At 67.9% G+C, this 2,719-nt stretch carries 3 protein-coding genes; 1 reads left to right on the top strand and 2 read right to left on the bottom strand.

Annotated elements, in window-relative coordinates:
- Positions 1-123 precede the first annotated feature (123 nt).
- Together D7V88_RS40490 and D7V88_RS40485 are read right to left on the bottom strand one after the other, a co-directional pair.
- Positions 124-1,527: an FAD-binding oxidoreductase gene (locus D7V88_RS40490; protein WP_120545824.1), complete on the bottom strand. Its 1,404-nt coding sequence runs from the start codon at positions 1,525-1,527 to the stop codon at positions 124-126.
- 109 nt (positions 1,528-1,636) lie between these two features.
- Entirely contained in the window at positions 1,637-2,512 is an 876-nt protein-coding gene (locus D7V88_RS40485; protein WP_120545823.1) for an alpha/beta fold hydrolase, read from the bottom strand.
- Here D7V88_RS40485 and D7V88_RS44020 point away from each other — a divergent pair.
- Positions 2,511-2,719 (top strand): hypothetical protein (locus tag D7V88_RS44020; protein ID WP_208726746.1); only part of this gene is annotated, 209 nt, incomplete at its 3' end. The genes D7V88_RS40485 and D7V88_RS44020 overlap by 2 nt on opposite strands.

Below are 2,719 nucleotides of genomic sequence, written 5' to 3'. Positions count from 1 at the left end.
CCAAAGGCCCGTTATCGAGGCACGCGCCGCAACCTCTTTGACCTCAGGCGACTCGCGGTCGTCCAAAACCTTGAGGTCGCAGCGCGCTACCAGCTCGCGGCGTGACCTAACCTGTTCGACGCTCTAGGCGTCCAATATCTTCCCGGGATTGAGGATGCCTTCCGGATCCAACGCGCGCTTGAGGGTGCGCAGCAGCTCCAGCTCCCCGGGCGCGCGCGTGTAGTCCAGGTAGTCCTTCTTCAAGAGACCGATGCCGTGCTCGGCGGAGATGCTGCCGCCGTGCTTGCGCACGAGGTCGAACATCGCGTGGTCGGACTTCTTCGCGTGGGCGAAGAAGTCCGCCTTGTCCACCGCGTCTGGCTTCATCACGTTGACGTGCAGGTTGCCGTCGCCAATGTGGCCGAAGAGGCAGATCTCCCAGCCCGGGTAGCGACTGGCGAACACCGCGTCCAGCTCCGAGCAGAACGCCTCCAGGTTCGCCACCGGCAGGGAGATGTCGTTCTTGTGCAGCACGCCCGTGGCGGAGAGGCTTTCGCTGATGGACTCACGCAGCGACCACAGCTCCGCGGCCTGCCCCACGCCCTGCGCCTGTGTTCCGTCGGTGACGAGCCCGCGCTCGAAGAGGGAGCCCAGCCACGCCTCCACGGCGGCCGGGTCCCCGCCCTCGGACTCCAGCAGCACGTAGCAACCGCTGGGCGCTTCGAAGGGCGAGCGCAGCTTGCGGTGACGCTGCACGCGGGCCAGGCACTTGTCGGTGAAGAACTCGTAGGCGGACAGCGCGAGCGGCGCCTGACGCGCGTCGCGGAACAGGCGCAGCACGGCGGCCACGTCCGGCACCGCGAAGAGGAAGACGTCCTGCTTGCCCGGCAGCCGCGTCAGCTTGAGCGTGGCCTCCGTGACGATGCCCAGCGTGCCCTCGCTGCCGATGAAGAGCTGGCGCAGGTCCACGCCGGTGTTGTTCTTCTCCAGCGCGCCGTTGAGTTCCAGCACCTGCCCCTGCGCTGTCACCACCTGGAGCCCCAGCACCCACTGGCGGGTGAGGCCGTAGCGGATGACCTTCACGCCACCCGCGTTGGTGGCGATGTTGCCGCCCACCGTGCTGCTGCCCTTGGAGGCGAAGTCCACCGGCCACGTGAGGCCATGCGGGGCGCAGTGCTGGTGCACCGCCTCCGTCACCGCGCCCGCCTGGACGCGCACCGTGTTGCCGAGCAGGTCCAACGGGTCCATGCGGGTCATCCGCTTCAACGACAGGACCACCTCGCCCTTCATCGCCACCGCCCCTCCCGCCAGCCCCGTGCGTCCGCCGGAGGGCACCACGGCGACGCGGTGCTGGTGGCACAGGGCCATGAAGCGGGCGACCTCGTCCGTGGTGCGGGGGAAGGCCACCGCACCCGGAGCGGGTGTGTACACGCGCGTCCAGTCGCGGCCGTACTCCTGGAGCTCCGCGGGCTCGCGGGTGAGGAAATCGCCGGGGAAGGACTCGGCGATGGCGCGGAGGAAGTCGGCGGGCAGCGCGGGCGTGGACATGGGTGCAGGCGTATTGCACGCACCCCGGCGTGACAAGTCCGGCGGAGCCCTCCCCGGGTCCGGGGGCCCGAAATCGTACCCGCTGCGTCCAGGCAGGCCCTGCGGCGAGCTACCCCTTGATGAAGGCCAGCAGGTCCTTGTTGATAACGTCCTTGTTGACCGAACACATGCCGTGGCTGAAGCCCGGGTAGACCTTCGCCACCGCGCCCTTGACCAGCGTCGCCGTCAGCCGCCCCCCACCGTCGATGGGGACGATCTGATCATCATCCCCATGCATCACCAGGGTGGGCACGTCGAAGCGCTTCAGGTCCTCGCGGAAGTCGGTTTCGGAGAAGGCCTTGATGCAGTCGTACTCGGCCTTCAGCCCGCCCATCAGGCCCTGGAGCCGGAAGCTCTCGCGCAAGCCTTCGGAGACTTCCGCGCCGGGCCGGTTGAAGCCGTAGAACGCCAGGCTCAGCTCCTTGAAGAAGCCGGAGCGGTCCTTCTTCACACCGGCGCGGATGCCGTCGAAGACCTCCATGGGCAGACCGTTCGGGTGCCAGTCCGTCTTGATCATGATGGGCGGCACGGCGCTGATGAGCACGGCCTTCGCCACGCGTGAAGTCCCATGCCGTCCGATGTACCGCGCCACCTCGCCACCGCCCGTGGAATGGCCGACATGGATGGCCTTGCGCAGGTCGAGCGCGCGGGTCAACGAGGCCAGGTCATCCGCGTAGGTGTTCATCTCGTGGCCGCCCCAGGGCTGGGAGGAACGCCCGTGGCCCCGGCGGTCGTGCGCGATGGTGCGGTAGCCCAGTTCGGACAGGAACATCATCTGGTCCTCGAAGGCATCGGCCGACAGGGGCCAGCCATGGGAGAAGACGATGGGCTGACCGTGCTTGGGGCCCCAGTCCTTGAAGTAGAGCTGGGTGCCGTCCTTCGTGGTCAGGTAGCTGCCGGAAATCTTTCCATCGTGCGCGCTGCCGGACTCGACTTCGGTGTCCATGGGGCATTCCTTCGCGAGGCGGGGAGGTGTCCAAACGGCGCGAAGGTGCGCATCACCGCACCCACGCACCATCGTACCGGAGGCCATCCTCTCCGAGCTGGAGAAGACGGGACGGCCGTTCCGCAAGGAGGCCGCGTTGTTGATGCGGCTCCAGGAGGGGCGGCCCGGCCAGACGCCGCTCTTCTTCGTGCAGCCCATCGGAGGAAC

The organism is Corallococcus terminator (assembly GCF_003611635.1).
Lineage (GTDB): Bacteria > Myxococcota > Myxococcia > Myxococcales > Myxococcaceae > Corallococcus > Corallococcus terminator.
The sequence above is the reverse complement of the archived record's forward strand: the minus strand, read 5'-3'. Positions and strand labels throughout refer to the sequence as shown.

Bases quoted from the DNA above. Each gene is read 5' to 3' on its own strand.
- D7V88_RS40490 (WP_120545824.1), bottom strand. From the start codon at position 1,527: ATGTCCACGCCCGCGCTGCCCGCCGACTTCCTCCGCGCCATCGCCGAG.
- D7V88_RS40485 (WP_120545823.1), bottom strand. From the start codon at position 2,512: ATGGACACCGAAGTCGAGTCCGGCAGCGCGCACGATGGAAAGATTTCC.